The sequence below is a fragment of the Marinococcus salis genome (assembly GCF_054971365.1).
On record NZ_JBQOJB010000007.1, the window covers coordinates 26689 to 45939 of the forward strand.

The window sequence follows — 19251 nt, forward strand, 5'->3', positions numbered from 1 at the left end:
ATACGGGCAGCAGGTTCTATTCATAAATGGCCCGGAAGTGGACCTTTTCTTTTCAGTAGAGACGTGAGAAGATCACGGTAGACCACATTTTGTATGCGCTGACATTTAAAGCAGGAAGGGTGATCGTCATGAATTGGGAACCGGAAGAAATAAAGAAAAAAGATGAAGAAAGTGTTTGGCATGCCATGAGGCCTTACAATCCAGAGGGAGGCATGGTGGCGGAGAAAGCAGAAGGTTCTTGGGTGACTGATATAGATGGAAAGTCATACCTTGATGGCATGGCGGGTCTCTGGTGTGTAAATGCCGGATATGGACGAAAAGAAATTGCCGACGCTGCCTACGAGCAAATGCTGAAGCTTCCATTCTATCCTTTAACGCAAAGCCATACTCCTGCCGTACAGCTTTCGGCAAAGCTTGATGAGTGGCTCGGGGACGGCTATATGTACTTTTTTTCCAATAGCGGATCGGAAGCAAATGAAACTGCCCTGAAACTGGTGCGTCAATATTTTCAACAAATTGGGGAAGGCAGCCGGTATAAAACCATTTCCCGCTACCGGACCTATCATGGAAGCACGCTTGCAACGATGGCGGCTGGAGGACAGACGCAGCGGAAATACCGGTATGAACCGCTGCCGCCGGGCTTTGTACACGTTACTCCTCCAGATCCGTACCGGAAGCCGGAAGGTCAATCCTACGAGGAGTACAGCCTGGCGTGCGCTGATGAAATTGAACAGGCGATTTTATGGGAAGCTGAAGAATCCATAGCGGCAGTAATAATGGAGCCCATTATTACCGGCGGCGGAGTGTTGGTTCCTCACACTTCCTATATGAAACGGGTCCGGGACATTTGTGACCGCTACGGTGTTCTTTTAATCAGCGATGAAGTTATTTGTGGATTTGGACGGACTGGGAAGCGTTTTGGATTTATGCACGCAGACGTAAAGCCGGATATTGTGACAATGGCGAAGGGAATCACAAGCGGATATATGCCTTTATCTGTTACCGCAGTGCGAAAGGATATGTACCAGGCGTTTACCGGCAGTGAAGCCTATGACCATTTCCGCCATGTAAATACTTTTGGGGGTCACCCTGCAGCCTGCGCAGCCGCTGTGAAAAACCTGGAAATCATGGAGCGGGAAAAATTAGTGGAACGATCGGAGAAAAAGGGCAGAGAGCTGCTGGAGGCGCTGGCAGATTTGGAAGAGCTTCCTTACGTTGGCCAGGTCCGGGGCCAGGGGCTGTTAGCCGGTATTGAATTTGTCGAGGACAAAACGATAAAAAAGACAGTACCAGAAAAGCTCGTGAAGCAAATTCTTGCAAGCTGCAAAAAAGATGGGGTCATTGTTGGCAAAACGTCTGATATTGCCAGGCACCATAACAATGTTTTAACTCTTTCCCCGCCTTTGAACATTGAAGATAAAGATCTTCAACTGCTCATTACCACCTTGAAAAAGCGTATAAAAGAAGCGGTACAGCCCGGATAGAATACAGTTGTGCCCCTGCCATGAGGCAGGGGCAATTTTAAGGAAAAATTTACATAGCCAGAGGTTTTATGAAATCGCTTTCTGATATAATTAATAAAAGAACCCCTTGAATGAAACAGAATATCTTCAGGATTAGGCCGCAAGTCGGGAGGTAGTTTTGATGGAACAATCATATTCGGCGGCTGTTTATGATGCCATTACGTATATGCAAGCTCATCTTCACGAACCGTTGGACCTGACCGGACTGGCCGCCCAGGCCGCTTACAGTCCGTATCATTTTTCACGCCTGTTCAAGAAAAGTGTTGGAGTGCCTCCGTTGTACTATCTTTCCGGACTACGACTTCAAAGGGCCAAAGAACTGCTGATTGAAACCACTTTCCCTGTGCGTGATATCGGGATGGAAATTGGCCAGCAAAGCGTAGGGACATTTACTACGAGCTTTGCTGCAAGGGTGGGAATGACGCCGGGTGCCTTTCGTGTTTCCGCGGCCTCTGCAGAAAATTCTTTTTCCTCGTTAAAAACGACACGGCACTGGGCAGAGCCGGCTCTTCCTACGGTGGAAACGAGTATTCAAGGCCGTATTTACAGTGAAGTCCCTTTTGAAGGATTTGTATTAATCGGCCTTTTTCCCCGTCCGATGCCGGAAGGTGTACCGCTTTATGGTACGCTTTGCGATACTGCAGATGAATATCACATTCCGTGTGTAAAGCCAGGAGTGTATTATGTAATGGCTACGTCAATTGCCTGGAAAATGAAGGTGAATGACATTTTAATCCCTCACCATACGTTCCGCACCCGCTCAAGAGAAGCGCTTCATGTAGAAGCCGGACGGCCGCTGGAAAAAAAGGATATATATTTATATCCGCCGCGCTTCGATGATCCTCCTATTCTCGTTTCGTTATCCCTGTTAATGAATAATTTTCTGAGGCGTCAGGCCGAAACCGCAATCGGTAAGAAATAAAGCAGCGGCGGCCGTGCTATAATAAAGATAATTATTCATATGAGGGGAGAGGAGCGCCAATGATTATCGGAATGAACCCGTACCTTACATTTGAAGGGAAGGCCGGGGAGGCAGCCGCATTCTATGAAAAGGCTTTAGGGGCAGAGGTGATCGAACGTCAGACCTATGGGGAAGTCGAAGGGATGGAATTACCGCCGGGAACCGAATCACTAATCATGCATGCTTATTTAAAAATTAAAGACATGGAGATAATGCTCTCCGATACGTTACCCGGGGCTCCGGACCAGCAACAGCTTTCAGGAAGCCTGGTGTCCATTGCGCTCAGCGTAAATGATGCTTCCTCGGCTGCCAAAACGTTTCATGCTCTTGAACCGGGCGGAGAAATAATCATGCCTCTGGCAGAAACATTCTTCAGTTCCTCTTACGGCCAGCTGAAAGACCAATTCGGTGTTTTTTGGCACATAGTCGTTTAAGGAAAAATCAAGTCAAGAAAGAGAGGTTTAAGAATAATGGCTCTGCAGACAAAGCAAATATTTGTAAACATTCCAGTTAAAAATCTCGAAGCTTCCATGGAGTTTTTTCAAAATGTCGGCTTTTCATTTGAGCAGCGCTTCACGGATGAAAATGCAGCGTGCATGGTACTGGGGAACGGTATGTATGTGATGCTGCTTCACGAAGCATTTTTTCAAACGTTTACTAATAAAAGTGTAGTTGATACCAATACCGGGGCGGAAGCAATCCTGACCATTTCTGCAGACAGCAAAGAACAGGTGAACGAGATTGTTCAAAAAGCTCTGGATGCAGGAGGCCTTCCGTCCAACGAGCCAATGGACGGCGGGTTTATGTATGGATGGAGTTTTCAGGACATCGATGGCCATCTCTGGGAAGTTATGTATATGGATGAGGACGCTGTGTAGTATAAAGTCATCAGAAAGCAAAAAAGCTTCCGGGAGAAAGGGGTAACGTTTAGTGGAAATCATGCCTTTTAAGGAATGGAAGGATACAAAACTGACACTGCAGCTTCTGTCTCAGATTCTTGGTAAGATACGGCTCGAAACAGCCCCGCAGGAGCCTCAGTGGGCGCACGTGATGCTTGAGATTACTCCGAATGGCTTCTCTACAGGGATGCTGATCCAGGACGGGAAAGCTTTTGAACTCGAAATAGATATACGGAACAGCCGTCTTCTGGCGGTAGTGGAAGATACTGTGGAAGCCACAAAGCTTGAAGATGGGACGCCTATTCAGACGTACTACGAATGGATTTTCAGCTGTCTTCATCAGGCAGGCATCCACGTGCGCATCTATCCCAAGCCACAGGAGATGCCGGTAACGGTATGGCTTTCTGAAGACCAGGTGCATAAACGGTACGATGCTGAAAAGGCCATGAAGGGACTTAAAATGATGCAGGCGGCGTATCAGGAAGAATTAGCTTTTATCGGACCACTGCGAGGCCGTAAAATTAAACCGGGGTTATTCTGGGGCACCTTTGACGTCTCGACGCTCATCGTGGAAAATATTCCAGAGCCGTTTCCCGAAGAAAAAACAATTGAAAAGGCAGCTTTTGATGAACAGTTTATCGAGCTTGGATTTTGGCCCGGTGATGATAATACAGACCATCCTTCCTTTTTTGTCCTGCCGTACCCTTTTCAGGAAAAGGATTTAAACAGCCCGGCAATCGAGCCTAAAGAAGCCTATTACGATCCACAGGCGAGCGAATACTTTCTTCCTCTTACAGACAGCTTTGCTGGCTCGACTGTGCAGCAGTTTTTCCGCACTACGTTTACTTTTCTGCACGCCGAGCTTGGCTGGAAGGACCCTGAATATTTTTACCGGCCCCTCCTGATGAAAAAACCTCCTACCATTTAGTAGAAAAACCCCGCACAGCACTGGCTGCACGGGGTTAATATTTATATGACCAGAATGCGCCCATCTTCATATACATGGTACGTCCGAAGCAGGCCATCTTCTCCCTGTTCAATAAGCGAAGGATCCAACGCCTCTACCTGATAGTAAGTCTGGCCTTCTTCATTGCTGGAAGGATACTGGTCAACTTTTAATTCTGCTTCTGTGCCTTTCTGATCATGCACCGTCTGAACCGCTTCATAAGGGGTGAATTCCTGTTTCTGCTCCTGCTGGACAGTTGTTGGAGTTTCAGAAGCGTGCGCCGGAACAGCCGATCCTGTCACAAATAGAGCTGCGAGACCGAAGACAGTAAAGAATTTTTTCATATATAGTCTCCTTTCAAAGAAAGATATGTCTCTATTTTCCCTTCGTAAAAGGAAACGTAACCAGCAGCGGCAGATTCAATTCGAAAGTTGGAGCACCTTAGCCGAATAGTCACGAACCAGTAGTTTAGTGACAGTTATTTTTTATTGCTGCGGTCCCTGGTTCTTAGAGAGGTTAGGGCGAAACAGCCTGCTCGATATATTTTTCGTAGACGGCAGCGTCCTGGTCACTAAAGAGCACAAACCGGATATGCTGGACAGAAGCAGCATGAGAAAGTCTGTCTAAAAAGGGAGGCATAAAGTCTTCAAGAGCTTCCTCAAGGGGATAGCCAAAGGCCCCAGTGGAGAGGGCTGGGAATCCAATGCTTGCAATCTCTTTATCTTCGGCCAGCTGCATGGTGTTAAGGTAGCAGGCACGAAGGAGTTCGTCTGAAGGCTTGTCGACACCGTAGACGGGACCGAGGCAGTGAATAATATAATCGTTTGGCATTTGAAATCCTTCCGTAATTACTGCTTCCCCGGGAGAAATAGGAGCCAGCGGTTTACAGGCTTCTTCGAGCTCGGGACCTGCCGCCCGGTGAATGGCACCGGCGACGCCTCCGCCGATTAAAAGCTGGGCATTGGCGGCATTGACTACAGATTCGAGGTCGTCCTGCTTTGTAATATCGCCTTTGACAGATTCGATGGTGATACCCTGATAGTCGGTCTGCATAAAATTGTCGCCTCCTAATACGTAGTTTGCAGAGCTCTTTTCCCTTATCCTTGCTTTGTTATGCGAAGAGTCTTTTGTTTATCATTTTTTATACAGGGGTAGGGTATTTATAGGAGTTATATTAAAGGAGGCGGAGTAATGGCACATCAGCACGGCGACCATGGACAGGGGCATCATGAAGAGCATGAAGAACACGAAGGTTACGGCGATAGTCATGATCATCACGAGCACCATAGCGCTATGATTGCTGACTTTAAGCGAAGGTTTTTCGTATCAGTCATATTGACCATTCCTATTTTGCTTTTGACCCCAGTGATCCAGGGGTTCCTCGGCCTGGACTGGGCGTTTCCTTCTGATCAGTGGATTCTTTTCGGACTCGCAACAGTCGTATTTTTTTACGGCGGATGGCCGTTTTTAACCGGAGCAGGAGACGAATTGAAGCAAAAAAGTCCGGGAATGATGACGCTGATTGGACTTGCTGTCGTCGTAGCTTACGGCTACAGCACGATGGTGGTATTTGGCTGGGAAGGCACTCAGTTTTTCTGGGAGCTTGCTACATTAATTGATATCATGCTCCTCGGGCACTGGATCGAGATGCGCTCGATTATGGGTGCATCGAACGCCCTGCAGGAGCTGATTAAGCTCATGCCTCATGAAGCCCGCCGGGTGAAAGCAGACGGTGATACAGAAGAAGTTAGCGTGGACGAACTTCAACAGGGAGACCATTTGCTTATTAAGCCGGGGGAAAAAGTGCCGGTGGACGGCACGATTATTAAAGGAAGGTCCTCGGTGGACGAATCCATGCTGACCGGGGAGTCGCTCCCCGTGGAAAAGAACGAGCAGGATGAAGCAATTGGAGGAGCAGTCAACCAGGACGGAAGCTTAACAATTGAAGTAACAAAAACCGGCGATCAGACGTATCTTTCGCAGGTAGTTACGCTTGTACAGGAGGCACAGGAGTCCAAGTCGCGGGCTCAGGACCTGGCAAACCGGGCAGCTAAATGGCTGTTTTATGCTGCGCTCGGGTCGGGTATCGTGACGTTTGTTATCTGGCGGCTGGTAAGCGGTTCGACAGACAGTGCAGTAGAACGGGCCGTGACGGTGATGGTTATCAGCTGTCCGCACGCCCTTGGACTCGCAGCTCCTCTTGTCGTCTCTGTCTCTACGGCATTATCTGCAAGAAAGGGACTGTTAATTCGTAACCGGTCGCCATTTGAAAGTGCCCGGAAGCTCGACGCAGTCATTTTTGACAAAACAGGGACTCTGACCCAGGGAAGCTTCGGCGTAACCAACGTTGTTCCAAGTGACAGTTATTCTGAAGAGCAGGTGCTTGAATTCGCCGGCTCCGTAGAACAGGAATCGGAGCACCCGCTGGCGGAAGGAATCGTTAATGAAGCCCAAGCTCGCAGTATCAAGCTGCACACGGTAGAAAATTTCCAAACGATGACCGGTCAGGGACTCGAAGGATCTGTGAACGGGTCTGCAGTGAAAATTGTCAGTCCCGGCTATATGAAAGACCAGCAGCTGGCGTATGATGAGAAAACTTTCCAGGAAAAAGCAGAAGAAGGAAAAACGGTGGTATTTGTACTGGTCAATGGAGAACTGACCGGTATGATAGCGCTCGCTGACATGGTAAGGGATTCTGCCAAAGAAGCCGTGAAGCGCCTAAATGAACAAGGAATCAAATCGATTATGCTTACAGGGGACAATCAGCGGGTAGCAGATTGGGTAGCCGGCCAGCTCGGTATTGAAGAGGTCTACGCGGAAGTGCTGCCGGATCATAAAGCAGAGCAGGTGAAGAAAATACAGCAGTCCGGGCGGAAGGTGGCGATGACGGGCGACGGCATCAACGACGCGCCGGCACTCGCGACCGCAGACATCGGTATTGCAATTGGCAGCGGCACAGATGTCGCCATGGAAACGGCCGACATTGTGCTTGTGCAGAGCAATCCACTTGATGTGCTTTCCGTTATTGATCTTTCCGGTAAAACGTACCGGAAAATGGTACAGAATCTCTGGTGGGCTGCCGGCTATAATATTGCTGCTATTCCACTTGCCGCCGGAGTACTGGCACCAATTGGCATTCTGCTCAGTCCGGCTGTCGGGGCTTTGTTGATGAGTATCAGTACGGTGGTAGTCGCTATCAATGCGCAGTTGCTGCGAATGTAGGAAAAACCCGGAAGGCTTTCTGCCTCCGGGTTTGTTAACGGAATTATAATGGTTGATTTTACCGTTTATTTTCGAACATTTCTGCTCCGCTGTCTGTACCTGCAATGACGATATCTGCCTGATCGGCAAATAAACCAGTTTCTACAACTCCGACCAGCTGAATTAGCTGGTTGTGCAGCTCATCCGGGCGCTCGATCAACTGAAAATCACAATCAATCACGTAATTGCCGTTATCTGTTTCAAATGGAACACCATGGCTTCGGCGGAGGACAGGGTCGCAGCCAAGCGATTGGATGTCACGTACTGTTTTCTGCCATCCGAAGGGTGTGACTTCGACCGGCAGTGGAAAGGAGCCGAGCTGTTGGACAATTTTGCTTTCATCCACAGCAATTATCAGCTTGTCTGCTGCGTCGGCAATAATTTTTTCCCTTAACAGGGAGCCGCCGCCTCCCTTGGTCATATGAAAGCCGGGGTCCACTTCATCTGCTCCGTCAATAGCCACATCTGCTTTCGTAATTTCGGTGGAAAAGTACACGAGCGGCACGTGAAATTCCTTGGCCCATTGTTCTGTAGTGGGGGAGGAGGGGATACCCTGGACATGCATCCCTTGCTGCACCAGTTCTCCGAGCTGCTGCATAACCCAGTACATAGTGGATCCGGAGCCCAGACCGACAATAGAATTATCTGGAATATACTCAACAGCTTTCGCTGCTGCATCTTGTTTTTGCTGTTCCCTGGACATAAGAAAGCTCCTTTAGGATGTATTTAAGCAGGCTATTTCCTTTTCGGCGTTTGGTCAAACCTGGCGAAAGCCAAACCCTCCGGATGCAGCCCAAGCTGTTGATTTCGTCAGAGAAGCCTTCTCCTGCTCATATTTTTTCCTCTTGCACTGAAATAATCTAAAAGCAGCTTCAGGCGTCATAATCATGATAAAAGAGGGTAGAGAAAAAGGGGAACGTATCATGATAAAAAGGAGGGCGTTCAATGACTGAACCAGTGTTTATTATTTCTACCGGAAGAAGCGGATCAACAGCCATTTCCAACTGCATTAACCTCCATCCTAAACTTGTGAGTCTGTCCGAAATGATTCTTTCTGTCCATTACAATTTCGGGATCAGCGGGGAAGGATGGAAGGGATTCGATAAACAAGTTTGGACAGGCAAAGAGTTCTGGGAACTGCTTGCCCAAAAAGAACCGGTACGCCTGGCCCCGTATGAAAAGAAAGGGCTGTACAATAAAGAAATTCTCTATGAAAGAAAAGAAAATTCTCTGTTTAACGAAAAAACAGGGCTGCCGGCTATTGCTTCAATCACTCTTCCTCATTTAACTAATGAGCCGGACAAGCTGTATCAAGAGCTTGAAGCAGTGGTACCGGCCTTTCCAGAAGGTTCGCTATCAGAGCAGTATCTGCGGTTATTTGAATGGATGCAGGATCGTTTTGGAGGCGACACGAGTGTCGAGCGTTCCGGATTTTCTACAGACGCAGTGGAATACTTAATAGACATGTTCCCGAACGCAAAATTTATTTTTTTATACCGGGATCCCCGTGAAATTGCCGTAGCTTTTAACCGTTTTCAGACGATGAAAATGGGAAAAACCATCTTAAAAGCGATGGAAGATACAGGGCTTGATCCTTCAGACCCTTCCACCGAGGCCGAAAAGCTTGGTGTCTATCAATGGCTGCATCCAGATTATTTTGAACTTGAAAAGCTGCACCAGGTGGAGATACCTTACAATGAACTCGGGTCCTGGATTTCAAAATCACTGCTGCATGCAGGCCGGGTGATCGAAAGCCTTCCAGAGGCTCAGCAGCAATGGCTCCGATACGAAGAATTACTGCAACAGCCTGAAAAAGAATTACGGAGCCTGATTGCATTTATAAACCCGCCCTCTGTATCGGGAGAGGAAAATGAAGAATGGATCAAGGCGGGTGCCAGCCGCATCAATCCCAAGCCTGATACGTGGCCCGGTCTTCCAGAAGAGAAAATAACGACGCTCGAAAAAGCGGTGCAGCCGGCCCTTCGTTATTTAGGATATGAATAATTCGAAGTTTACGAAGTCATATAAGCGGAAACAGTATTTAAAACCAGTAACTCCAGACACAGATCAAAATAACAGAAAGGCTGGTCTAAAATAATGAAGGCAGTAACGATTCAAGGCAAAGAACACATGGAAGTCAAAGAAGTCGCAGACCCGAAAATTGAGCGCAGCGATGACATGATTGTACGCATTACAGCCAGTGGTATTTGTGGATCGGATTTGCATTTATATAAAGGCGGTATTCCAGCTCCGGAGGATTATGTTGTCGGTCATGAGCCAATGGGGATCGTAGAAGAAGTCGGCCCTGATGTCAAAACATTAAAAAAAGGAGACCGCGTTGTCATCCCGTTTAACATTGGGTGCGGGGAATGTTATTACTGTACTCACCAAATGGAAAGCCAGTGTGACAATTCAAACCCGCATGCTGAAATGGGCGGTTTGTTCGGATTTTCTGAGGATTTCGGGAACTTCCCGGGCGGCCAGGCAGAGTATCTGCGCGTGCCGTATGCTGATTTTACTTCCTTTAAAGTACCGGAAGACAGTGAACTGAAGGACGAAAGCGTATTGTTCCTTTCTGATGTCGTGCCTACTGCATTCTGGAGCATTGAAAACAGTGGAGCGACTTATGGGGATACGATCATTATTTTAGGCTGCGGGCCGATCGGATTAATGGCCCAGAAGTTTGCGTGGATGAAAGGGGCTTCCCGAGTTATTGCTGTGGATCAGGTGCCTCATCGTCTTGAGCATGCAAGAAGAACAAACAATGTGGAAACGTACAACTTCAGCGATACGAAAGAAATAGGCAAGCTTCTTCATGAAAATACAAAAGGCGGGGCAGATGTAGTAGTGGACTGTGTAGGCATGGATGGTACCGTGCCGCCGGACACAACATTCGGTTCTGAGAGTGACAATCAGTTTGGTACCATCAGCCCGATTGTGACAGCTTCTCAGTCCGTGAAGAAAAACGGAGTAGTACAGCTGACTGGTGTTTACGGCACAGAAGCCAACAGTTTCCCAATTGGTGACTTCTTCACAAGAAACGTCGCGCTTACGATGGGCCAGGCGCCGGTTATCCACATGATGCCTAGCCTGTATCGCATGATTGAAAACAAACTATTTGACCCGACCGATATTATCACACACCCTATTGCATTAGAAGATGCGGCCGAAGGCTACCGTATCTTTGATGAAAAAGAAGACGGAAGCATTAAAGTGATTTTGAAGCCTTAAAATAATACTAATATAATAAATGCGGGGTCCTTATGTGAATATAAGGGCCCCGCATTTATTATGGTGATAAAGTGTTAATTGATTAGAAGAATAAAATATAGATGCGTGTGAAAGTATGAAACCAGATAAGAAATAAAATGTTTCACGTGAAACACTTTATTTATGAGTTCTTATAATAAATAAGGTTGTCTGTCCATGTATCATTTTCATAAATGAACTTATGGCGTGTACATTCATATTCCATCCCGGCTTTTTCTGCAATAGAGATGGAGGGCTCGTTATCTACATTAATGTGGGCTTCAATCCGGTGAAAATGCAAATCTTCAAAAGAAGCCTTTAGAACCTCACGTACAGCTTCTTTGCCAAAACCCTGATTCCAGTGCTGGTTATGGATAATATAGCCCAGCATCCCCCACTGGAATTCCTCGCGTATTAGGGTAGTGATGTCTGCATGTCCCAGGTGGCTGCCGTTTTTGTGGAAAATATCGTATACATAAGTGCGGTCCTGCTCAGCCATATCCTCGCGCTGCTGAATCATATTTGTAAATTGCCGTTTAGTAAAGCGGTTGATTTTGGGGCGTCCAGGATCATAAAAATGTTGAGGTGCTTTTCGCTCCGAGAGTGCCTGCTTGTAGTTATCGAAGTCATTCGGCTGCAACGGGCGCAGGATTAACCGCTCCGTACTCCTTCCTTTTTGCTGGAATTTCACTATAAGCCTCCTGTCATTGGTATATTAATATAGTTTATTTTCGTTTTATAAAATGAAAAAACTCCGTCTCTTTGAGCAAAGAGAGGAGCTTTCATTCTAATGAATATGCTTGACGCGGCCGACCTGGCCGTCTTCAAGCCGGACTTTTATGCCGTGCGGATGGCTTGGGGAATTGGTAAGCAGATCTTTGACTACTCCGCGGGTCAGTGCGCCGCTTCGCTGATCTTTTTTTAAGACAATATCTACTTCCGCTCCCGGGGTAATATCTTTACGCTTTGTGCCGTCCATAGTATGCCATTCCTTTCAAAGGTGATGCTTTATTATAGCAGACAATTAAAAAGAGAAAACAACAAATTCCCTTTCTAAATCGCTGCATTGCCGATTCTAAATAAAAATACCCAGCCACCCAGCGTTTATCATGGCAATCAGTAAAAGAGTCTTTTCAACAGCTGATACATGCTCGGGGTTGGAGTTATCCATGCGGCTGACGAGTATAAGGGACGCTGCCATAAGTATGGCAAGCCCGATAGCGGCCTCCAAGCGTTCGCTCCCGAGCCAGAAAATGGATAGAGCCGAGACTGCTAAATAGCATACAGCAGGCATATGGGCATAAGGAGAGCCGAATTTACGGGTGAACCATACTACAGTGGTTCGCTTTTCGGGAGAGGCCTGCATATCTGCTTCCCGGTCCGGAATATGATGGACCATCACCCAGGCAAGACAGATCATGGCATTGATAAACGCGTTCTGCAGGGCCCACTCGGGCACCGTGCCGAGTGCCAGCCAGGCTCCGCCGATGCCAAGAGAAAATATGGATGGAAAAAGGCTGATCCATTCTCCGAGAAATGGTTTGTAGCTGAGACTGAGTGGGGGCAGGGAGTAAGAAGCAGCTGCGAAGACTCCGATAAGAAGAAGCACGCCTACTTTAAAATAGCCAAAAATAAAGCAAAGTACGGCAGCGCCAATTAATGAAATAGCGAGCCATTTTCCCACCAGCCACAATGATTTGAGCGACATGGCGTTAGTCTGCAACACCCGGCTGCCCCCGGAAAGGATAGCCGGGCTATGTGCATCGGTCCCGGAAAGGTAGTCGGCGTAATCATTAAAAGCGTGAGTGAGAAGCCCGTGGATAAGAAAAGCTCCGATGGCCAAAAGAATAAAAATAGCTGTCAAATAAGGAATAGAGAGCGACGAATACAAAAACAGCGGCAGCATTGTAGAAACGATGGTAGCATGCTCGAAGAGATAACAGCAATGGCACGGACGAGCATCCAGGCACTGCGCAGCGTACCGGCGAATTGGTTGGCCATTCACATCTTTCCTTTCTCGTTCCTGATAATTTCAATTTTTTCTGGTACCAGTATCCCATTTCTTGAAGACTTCGTACAGCAGCTGGGCGTATGTACCGAAAACAGCATTAAAAAAACGCTGTTCATAAAAGAACAGCGCCTGCAGCTGCCCCGCTCACTACGATGACCCACGGCGGCAGCTTCCAAAAAGCAAGCATTGTAAACAAAAAAGCAGCGAGTATAAAGTCAAGCGAGGTCGTAATTGATGACGTCCAGATTGGATTATAAAAGGCAGCAAGCAAGATGCCGACGACCGCGGCATTCACGCCGGTTAAAGCCCCTTTTATGTGGGTGTTTTTACGGAGCAGGGACCAAAAAGGCAAAGCTCCAATGATTAACAGAAACGCGGGCAGAAAAATACCTGCAGAAGCGATAAGGGCCCCCTGCCAGCCAGAAAGGACAGTCCCCAGATAAGAAGCGAAGGTGAATAAAGGCCCCGGTACAGCCTGGGCCGCTCCGTAGCCTGCGAGAAACGTCTCTTCACTCATCCACCCGGTTGGGACAAATTCCCGTTCCAGTAGAGGAAGAACCACGTGGCCGCCGCCAAATACAAGCGCTCCGGCCCGGTAGAAACTGTCAAACATGGCAATGAAGGCAGAACCGGTCCAGTCCCGCGCAAGTGGAAGGACAGCGAGTAGAACAAAAAAGAGGGTCAGACAGAAAAACCCTGTTTTGCGCGACACGGTTTCGATGACCGCCGTATTATCTGCCTCCTGGGCCGAGCGGTACAGCAGCCAGCCGGTACCGCCTGCTGCGAGTATGACTAGCACCTGTGCAAGAGAGGTCTGCCATAAAAGTGTACTGCTCATGGCGAGCAGAGCGATGGTACGACGCTGAAGATCGGGAGTGAGTTTTTGCGCCATGCCCCATACTGCGTGGGCCACTACCGCCACCGCCACGATTTTAAGCCCCTGAAGCCAGCCGGCATCACTGACATCAAGCCCTTCAAGCAGGAGGGCGAATATCACCAGGGCAATAACAGAGGGGAGGGTAAACCCTAGAAAAGAAATAAATCCTCCCACGAGCCCGCCTCGGATGATCCCTATTCCGATGCCCACCTGGCTGCTCGCAGGACCGGGAAGAAACTGGCATAATGCGACCAGGTCCGCATAGCTCTGTTCGTCGAGCCATTTTTTTCGCCGCACGTATTCTTCGTGAAAATAGCCTAAATGGGCGATGGGCCCCCCGAAAGAAGTCAGGCCCAGCCGTGTGGAAATTAAAAATATTTCCATCCATTTTTGGCCCAGGGTTTTTGCCATGCTGTTCTCTCCTATCCTTACTTAATTTCTTTAAACAATTCGTAAGCTTTTGCGCGGGCTTCCTGCAAAATGCGGCCTCCTTTGTCGGTAGTGGTGTAGTATTTGCGGATCTTTCCGTTTACGTTTTTGTTTTCTTTGTGTAAGAGACCGTCCCTTTCCATTGTATGAAGAATGGGGTAGAGAGTGCCTGCACTCATGGAATAGCCGTGCTCCTGCAGCTCTTCGAGCATCCACCGCCCGTAAATGGGATGCTCGGAGGCGTGATGCAGAATATGAATATGAATAAAGCCTAAGAAAAGCTTACGAAGTGTTTTGTCTTCCATGATCAATCATCCTTTCGGTTTTCGATATCGAAAACCGATATCGATAGAATAACAATTAAATTTCATTATAGCAAGAGGGAGATATACATTTAAATCGATGCTGAAGAAATGAGAAAACGGCTCTGCCGGTTGGCCGGCGGAGCCGTTCTGAATGCTTACAGGCTGTTTGTCTGTTCGAGTGTGGCTTCTACAATGTAACGGTCAGGAGCGCTGCCGATATAATCAAAAGGATAACAGGTAGTAAGCGTAAGCGTTGGTTCCTCTTTATCAACAATTACGGAGCGGTCTTCCGCATCCGTCACCCATGTTTTCTGCAGCCGGTAAACGTATTGGGTATCGTCATATTCGACGATGAGAGAATCCCCGTCTTCAAGGTTGTCGAGTCCCGTAAAAACCGTGTCCCGGTGACCGCTGAGTACTGTATGGCGGGACTCCGCCGGAGTGGTTGTCCATTCGCTGACATACATGCCAACGCCCTGGTCAAGCGATTCGTCGTCTGTACCCCAATAGACAGAATAAGAGTTTCCAAGCTCCGGGATTTTTAATTTGGCTACATTTTCGCCTTTACTCCATTTTTCTATTTCATCGCTCATCACTGGTGGAGTTTCGTTGTTTTCAGAGGCGGGGACTTCGCTTGTACCGCTGTCTGAATTTTCTCCTTCAGGCAGCGTGTAGGCCTCAGGCTCTTCGGCAGCATCTTCGCCGGAGGAATCGTTCTCCCCTTCAGAAACATTTTTATCCGGGGTTTTCGGTGCATCGTCCGAAGAATCGGCGATGACATCTTCTTCATTCGTAGAGATTTTATCTACTCCGGCTCTGGCGTCAAACCACTGATAACCGAAGTAGCCGGTGATGCTCAGGCCGATAACAATCATCGCAATAAATATTTTTTCCATATATGTTCACTCCAGTAAAGGGACATAACGGACCATAATAGACGTTACTATTATTTCCATAATACACGTTCCATAAAGAAAAAAACAACCTTCACCGAGAAGGCGAAGGCTGCTGCATGGTTAAAAGTGTATTATGCCTGCTGACGGCGTCTGGTCCAAAGCAGTGCCCCGCCGGCAATCACGCTCAGGGCCAGGCCGGCAGCCATATAAGCCGGCTGGGAGCTGGCTGTTTCAGGCATTTCTCCGCCTTCAGCGTCTTCTTCCATGGAAGCGTCTTCTCCGGCCATGCCTTCTTCAGGCATCTCTTCCATCTCGTTCATTCCATCCATGCCTTCCATTTCATCCATCGGTACAGCGTTGTCCATAACTTCCTCTGGAACAGTAATATCACTCACGCTGTTGAAATTGGAATAAGTGGAATCAGCTGTCAGCTTCATGTCTGTTGTAATTTCTTCCATATCATAAGAAGCATCCAGGTTAATAGTGCTCGCTGTCATGTAGTGCGTTTCCTTATCCAGGGTTAAGCTCATGGAGACATCCTTAATATCGATCATGCTCCACGTTTCTTCCAGCATTTCTTCATTTGCCATGCCGCTTCCCATATCAGACTGCATCATTTTACTGGCCGCTTCTTCTATTTCTTCACCGCTTCCTTCGTAGGTGAGTACGTAGGAATTTTCTGTCTCCTCTATGTCCATTTCTTCAGCGAAGGCTTCCGATGCTTCCATATGCATGCCGGGGCTTGTAGTCATCTCTTCCATGCTCCCCATCATATCAGCGGGCATCATAGTCCAGCTGCCATCCGGCATTTCGACGTAGTAACCGTCTTCTGTCCAGTACATTTCTGTAGACACTTCTTCACCGCTGACTGGATCGACTGTGTTAGTTGTCTGGTAGAGGGCGAAAGGATCCATTGTAATATCCTGCTCCGAGGTGGAGCTGTTTGTCATTGTTTCACCTTTACCGGCGGCGTTTGTAATTTCCTGTGAAATTTCTGTAGTGGCAGAATAGCTGTCAAGTTCAGCCATCGTTTCGTTTGACTGCTGTAAAATGTCACCGGTATTCAATTCCTCCGCTTGAGCGGGCACGGCAATTACGCCAAGTGCTAAAACACCGGCACTGCTTCCTGTAATCCACTTTTTCATCATTATTCGTCCTTTCTTTACTTTCATGTATTCATCAAAAGCTTATGTGAAAAAATACTGGCTTCTGGTATTCTATGGTAATTTTACCTTATAAATGTCGGGAGTAAACGCTTTTTTTAAAATTTTATGTAAAAATGTGAGAAAAAAATCCCGCATATCCATGTTTCACGGAGACTGCGGGTTTTTAAAAACGAAGCTTAAGTGTGCCGGGCACGGGGAAAATACTTGCCTTTTCTATTACGGCGGCCACTCTTCACATGAAGCAGGATAAGGCCGGAAATAACTAAAAACAGCCCGATGGCCTTCATCCATCCGAATGATTCCTGAAAAAGCACAATGCCTGCTCCGGCTGTTAAAGCCGTGCCAAGTCCTGCCCAGATAGCGTAAGCGACAGACAGCGGGATCGATTTTAAAGCAAGGCTGAGAAAGAAAAAAGCACTAATGAATGCTATAAAAACAGTTAGAGAGGGAATAAGGTTGGTAAATCCTTCGGAGAGCTTTAAAGACGTAGAAGCAACGACCTCAAATAAAATGGCGGCCAATAATAGAAGAGCAGCACGCATAATTTGTCCCTTCCTTTCATCCTAAATTCATCATGAGAATACCGATTACCAGGCAAATAATGCCTCCGGCGTTCGTTTTGTTCATTTTTTCCCTGAAATAAAAAACTCCAATGCCGGTAGTCAATATGGTGCCAAGGCCGCTCCAGGTAGCGTAAACAACACCAAGAGGGAGAGTCTGAAGAACTAGAGCAAGCAGATAAAAAGCAATGCCCATACCCGCTGCAAACCCGAGAGAGGGAAGCAGCCGGGTAAAACCATACGAAAGCTTCAGCATGGAGGAGGCAAATACTTCGCAAACGACAGAGATAATAATGAGCGCATAAACCATTACAGCTCTCCTTCGCCGAGACGGTTCAAAAGATTTTGAAGCAGACGCTCAGCCTGTGAAAGAGGCATGGTGTTAATCTCAAAAATATGGGAGAACCAAATACCGTCACTTAACAGCCGGATCATGGAAGCATCATCAGCGTGAAAGGTGTCAGAAGCAAAAAGTGTCTTCCAGCGTTCGTTGTATTCCTTCCAAAGGTCGAGCACTTCTTTATGATCAGCAAGGGTGGCCAGCAGACTCGCATTTATTAAAAAATTACTGCCTGAACGAAGCTCTTCGAGTGTTGCTTCTGCATATGCTTTAATATAACTTCCCGCCACATGGCGTTTTTCTTCAATTAATTCATGAAAGCGTGCAAGCGCATAAGCGTTCATCTCATAAATGAGCTGTTCTTTATTAGGAAAATGATAAAGCAGGCCGCCTTTACTTACATCAGCTTCTTCCGCCACCGCATGGAGCGTAAGACGGTTAAACCCTTCCCTGCGGATAATACGGGCAGCAGCGTGCATAATATCTACTCGTTTGCTCATTGTTAATTCTCCTTATAGTTAACAGTCTGGACGGTATAGTAAGTAGTATAGCAAAGAAAAGGTGAAAAGGCGAAAAAGAAGCCCAGGTATCCCAAACCAGCGTAGAAACTACATCTTAAAAGGATCGAACCACGGGATACATTCGTGCACGGGGACTGAATGATGGGAGGGGGCCATGGTGTTAAGTCAGCTTTTTGTTAATTTAACTATTTTGGTGTCATTCCTTTTCTTTTATTATCAAGTATTCCGGGAGCACTCTTTTTCACAAATTACTACTACACCGGTGAGGTTGATGACTGGCGTGCTCTTTGGATTGCTCGGCATGGTTTTAATCGAGTTTGGCATCAAGGTTAATGAATACACGCTGATCGACCTTCGCCATATTCCAATTATGATCAGTGCTTTGTTTGGAGGATGGATGCCTGCAGTCACAGCTGCGGTTATTATTTCGTTTTCCCGTCTCGCATTTGGAGGGGGAGTAATCGTTTTGTACCCGCTCAGCATGATTATTTTCAGCACGGCGGTATCGGTTTTTATCGCCCGTGCGGTACGGGACCCGTGGCTTGCAGCATTCTATATGCTTCTCAGCTCCAATCTCTATTTTCTCGTTATCATGCTTTATCAGTTAAACACTGTCGCTCTTTATACAGAAGTAGCGCTCAGTTATTGGTTTGTTTCATTTGCTGGAGTATTCGCAGCTGTATATATGGTAAAGCGGCTGACTTATTCCAACCAGCTGCTTCACAAGTACCGTGCAGAATCCTTAAAGGATCCTCTTACGGGCCTTGATAATCCAAGGAGCTTCACTTATTCCTTAACAAAAAACCTGGAGCAGGCTTCGAAAACAAAGCAGGCAGTATCTCTACTCATTATTGACATCGATCATTTTAAAGATATTAACGATCAATACGGTCACACAGCCGGAGATGACATCCTAAGGCAGCTCGGCGCGGTGCTTCTCGAAATGGTCCGGCCTGAGGATTCTGTATATCGTAAAGGCGGGGAAGAATTTACAATCATATTGTTCGGCTGTTCCGGTTTTAGGGCAGCTGATATCGCTGAACGCATACGTCAGCAGGTGGAAAAATATCCTTTCATAACAGAGCACCGGACATTGAACATTACTGTGTCAACCGGAGTTTCTACTTTCCCTGATACTGCTGTGGAGGAGAGAGAGCTTTTTAAACAGGCGGATGAAGCTTTGTACCAGGCAAAAGATCAAGGCCGTAACCAGACATGTATGTATTCGAAAAAAGACCTTACAGAATAGGTCTTTTTTATTGTTATTGAATAATTAAGACTTTTTTATAAATATGTATTAAAAAAAG

Annotated in this window: 22 protein-coding genes; 9 read left to right on the forward strand and 13 right to left on the reverse strand. The window is 47.2% G+C overall.

The features are described 5' to 3' along the window. Positions 1-128: 128 nt before the first annotated feature. The 5 genes from ACTTK6_RS08200 to ACTTK6_RS08220 all read left to right on the forward strand — a co-directional run bounded on the left by ACTTK6_RS08200 (position 129) and on the right by ACTTK6_RS08220 (position 4311). Positions 129-1484 (forward strand): aminotransferase, encoded by a 1356-nt coding sequence (locus ACTTK6_RS08200; protein WP_462833143.1) that lies wholly within the window; start codon positions 129-131, stop codon positions 1482-1484. A gap of 160 nt (positions 1485-1644) precedes the next feature. Further along, positions 1645-2445, forward strand: coding sequence for a helix-turn-helix domain-containing protein (locus ACTTK6_RS08205; protein WP_462833144.1), 801 nt, complete (start codon positions 1645-1647; stop codon positions 2443-2445). Between the two features lie 59 nt (positions 2446-2504). Continuing rightward, the gene (locus ACTTK6_RS08210; protein ID WP_462833145.1) at positions 2505-2918 is read left to right on the forward strand and encodes a VOC family protein; all 414 of its coding nucleotides are present in this window, start codon (positions 2505-2507) and stop codon (positions 2916-2918) included. Positions 2919-2954: 36 nt separating this feature from the next. Then, the gene (locus tag ACTTK6_RS08215) at positions 2955-3362 is read left to right on the forward strand and encodes a VOC family protein (RefSeq protein ID WP_462833146.1); all 408 of its coding nucleotides are present in this window, start codon (positions 2955-2957) and stop codon (positions 3360-3362) included. 61 nt (positions 3363-3423) lie between these two features. Next, entirely contained in the window at positions 3424-4311 is an 888-nt protein-coding gene (locus ACTTK6_RS08220; RefSeq protein ID WP_462833215.1) for a DUF5996 family protein, read from the forward strand. Between the two features lie 41 nt (positions 4312-4352). Here ACTTK6_RS08220 and ACTTK6_RS08225 read toward each other — a convergent pair whose 3' ends face one another. Both ACTTK6_RS08225 and ACTTK6_RS08230 read right to left on the reverse strand, forming a co-directional pair. Then, positions 4353-4673: a hypothetical protein gene (locus tag ACTTK6_RS08225; protein WP_462833147.1), complete on the reverse strand. Its 321-nt coding sequence runs from the start codon at positions 4671-4673 to the stop codon at positions 4353-4355. A gap of 172 nt (positions 4674-4845) precedes the next feature. Further along, positions 4846-5382 (reverse strand): macro domain-containing protein, encoded by a 537-nt coding sequence (locus ACTTK6_RS08230; protein WP_462833148.1) that lies wholly within the window; start codon positions 5380-5382, stop codon positions 4846-4848. 138 nt (positions 5383-5520) lie between these two features. On the opposite strand from ACTTK6_RS08230, the gene ACTTK6_RS08235 reads away from it, so the two are divergent. Beyond that, complete coding sequence (locus tag ACTTK6_RS08235) at positions 5521-7551, forward strand: heavy metal translocating P-type ATPase (RefSeq protein WP_462833149.1); 2031 nt, start codon at positions 5521-5523, stop codon at positions 7549-7551. Positions 7552-7609: 58 nt separating this feature from the next. Here the strand turns inward: ACTTK6_RS08235 and rpiA are convergent, their stop codons facing one another. Then, entirely contained in the window at positions 7610-8293 is a 684-nt protein-coding gene (rpiA, locus tag ACTTK6_RS08240) for a ribose-5-phosphate isomerase RpiA (protein ID WP_462833150.1), read from the reverse strand. A 242-nt stretch (positions 8294-8535) separates the two neighbouring features. Here rpiA and ACTTK6_RS08245 point away from each other — a divergent pair, with 242 nt between their 5' ends. After that, a complete protein-coding gene (locus tag ACTTK6_RS08245; protein WP_462833151.1) occupies positions 8536-9594 on the forward strand; it encodes a sulfotransferase family protein in 1059 nt (352 codons plus the stop codon). Between the two features lie 93 nt (positions 9595-9687). After that, on the forward strand, positions 9688-10821 hold the full coding sequence (locus ACTTK6_RS08250) for an alcohol dehydrogenase catalytic domain-containing protein (protein ID WP_462833152.1): 1134 nt from the start codon (positions 9688-9690) through the stop codon (positions 10819-10821). 160 nt (positions 10822-10981) lie between these two features. On the opposite strand, the gene ACTTK6_RS08255 is transcribed toward ACTTK6_RS08250, so the two are convergent. The 10 genes from ACTTK6_RS08255 to ACTTK6_RS08300 form a co-directional block, all read right to left on the reverse strand. Next, a complete protein-coding gene (locus ACTTK6_RS08255) occupies positions 10982-11530 on the reverse strand; it encodes a GNAT family N-acetyltransferase (protein WP_094908153.1) in 549 nt (182 codons plus the stop codon). 96 nt (positions 11531-11626) lie between these two features. Further along, positions 11627-11818 (reverse strand): YwbE family protein, encoded by a 192-nt coding sequence (locus ACTTK6_RS08260; RefSeq protein WP_462833153.1) that lies wholly within the window; start codon positions 11816-11818, stop codon positions 11627-11629. A 96-nt stretch (positions 11819-11914) separates the two neighbouring features. After that, a complete protein-coding gene (locus ACTTK6_RS08265; RefSeq protein ID WP_462833154.1) occupies positions 11915-12844 on the reverse strand; it encodes a prenyltransferase in 930 nt (309 codons plus the stop codon). A gap of 118 nt (positions 12845-12962) precedes the next feature. Further along, the gene (gene chrA / locus ACTTK6_RS08270; protein ID WP_462833155.1) at positions 12963-14138 is read right to left on the reverse strand and encodes a chromate efflux transporter; all 1176 of its coding nucleotides are present in this window, start codon (positions 14136-14138) and stop codon (positions 12963-12965) included. Between the two features lie 17 nt (positions 14139-14155). Continuing rightward, positions 14156-14461: a PadR family transcriptional regulator gene (locus ACTTK6_RS08275; RefSeq protein ID WP_462833156.1), complete on the reverse strand. Its 306-nt coding sequence runs from the start codon at positions 14459-14461 to the stop codon at positions 14156-14158. A 155-nt stretch (positions 14462-14616) separates the two neighbouring features. Next, positions 14617-15357 (reverse strand): class D sortase, encoded by a 741-nt coding sequence (locus tag ACTTK6_RS08280; protein ID WP_462833157.1) that lies wholly within the window; start codon positions 15355-15357, stop codon positions 14617-14619. Between the two features lie 131 nt (positions 15358-15488). After that, on the reverse strand, positions 15489-16502 hold the full coding sequence (locus ACTTK6_RS08285) for a DUF6612 family protein (RefSeq protein ID WP_094908149.1): 1014 nt from the start codon (positions 16500-16502) through the stop codon (positions 15489-15491). A 197-nt stretch (positions 16503-16699) separates the two neighbouring features. Next, entirely contained in the window at positions 16700-17065 is a 366-nt protein-coding gene (locus tag ACTTK6_RS08290) for a DMT family transporter (protein ID WP_079474532.1), read from the reverse strand. Between the two features lie 16 nt (positions 17066-17081). Continuing rightward, positions 17082-17393, reverse strand: a complete 312-nt coding sequence (locus ACTTK6_RS08295) for a DMT family transporter (RefSeq protein ID WP_079474533.1) — start codon at positions 17391-17393, stop codon at positions 17082-17084. Continuing rightward, entirely contained in the window at positions 17393-17923 is a 531-nt protein-coding gene (locus ACTTK6_RS08300; RefSeq protein WP_462833158.1) for a TetR/AcrR family transcriptional regulator, read from the reverse strand. The genes ACTTK6_RS08295 and ACTTK6_RS08300 overlap by 1 nt, the downstream gene beginning before the upstream one ends. A 175-nt stretch (positions 17924-18098) precedes the next feature. On the opposite strand from ACTTK6_RS08300, the gene ACTTK6_RS08305 reads away from it, so the two are divergent. Beyond that, complete coding sequence (locus ACTTK6_RS08305) at positions 18099-19193, forward strand: GGDEF domain-containing protein (RefSeq protein ID WP_462833159.1); 1095 nt, start codon at positions 18099-18101, stop codon at positions 19191-19193. Positions 19194-19251: the final 58 nt, after the last annotated feature.